At 61.1% G+C, this 728-nt stretch carries 2 protein-coding genes; both read right to left on the bottom strand.

The window, feature by feature from the left end:
• Positions 1 to 24: 24 nt before the first annotated feature.
• Positions 25 to 309 (bottom strand): helix-turn-helix domain-containing protein, encoded by a 285-nt coding sequence (locus AX709_RS15890; RefSeq protein ID WP_066488205.1) that lies wholly within the window; start codon positions 307 to 309, stop codon positions 25 to 27.
• The gene (locus tag AX709_RS15885; RefSeq protein ID WP_066488203.1) at positions 302 to 658 is read right to left on the bottom strand and encodes a type II toxin-antitoxin system RelE/ParE family toxin; all 357 of its coding nucleotides are present in this window, start codon (positions 656 to 658) and stop codon (positions 302 to 304) included. The genes AX709_RS15890 and AX709_RS15885 overlap by 8 nt, the downstream gene beginning before the upstream one ends.
• Between the last annotated feature and the right edge of the window lie 70 nt (positions 659 to 728).

The raw sequence follows: 728 nt of genomic DNA, 5'->3' as shown, positions 1-728 counted from the left end.
CCAGACCTTTTTGCGGTCGGCCGCCTAGACGAGTGCGAGCTGGACGCGACGGCCGACGACCGCCGCCGCCCGTTGCAGCGTTTCGATGGTGACATTGCCGTTCTCAGGATCGAGCACGCGATCGACCTGGGTGCGGCTGGTGTGCATCATCGTGGCGAGACGGTTCTTGCTGAGCTTGCGCTCCTTCATCGCCTCGGCGAGCTGCCAAGCGATAACCTCCTTGATCGCCTTGGCCTGAAACTCGGCAAGAACGCCTTCCTCCTCAAGAAAGCTATCGAGGGTCGGCCCCCGGTGCTTATTGTCAGCCATTTTCGACCTCCTTCTGGCGCTTGCGCGCCAGTTCCAAATCCGATGCGGGTGTCTTGTTCGCCTTCTTGATGAAGCCGTGCAGCGCATACAGCTCCCCGGTCTGGAAGCAGAACATCACCCGCGCGATCGTGCCGTCTGACAGCGACGTGCGGACCTCGAACAGTCCCTTTCCCATCGGCCGCACCAACGGCATTCCGACCGGCCAACGAAACTGGACGCGCTGCAAGTCCTGCCCGATCTCCCGGCGGTGATCCTGCGGCAGCTCTAGCAACCAGTCCCTGACCGGCACGTTGCCGGCGTCGGTCTGGTAGAACACCAGTTCGATTCGATGCGGCGGACTCGTATTCATCTGTGCCTTATAAAGTGCAATGCACCGTATAAGGTGCAGGTGTCAAGAGACTTTGGCAGGGCCGTAGGCC

This window comes from Sphingomonas sp. CCH15-F11 (assembly GCF_001557005.1).
In the GTDB taxonomy this organism is placed as follows: Bacteria; Pseudomonadota; Alphaproteobacteria; order Sphingomonadales; family Sphingomonadaceae; genus Sphingomonas.
This window is presented reverse-complemented; position numbering and strand designations above follow the sequence as displayed.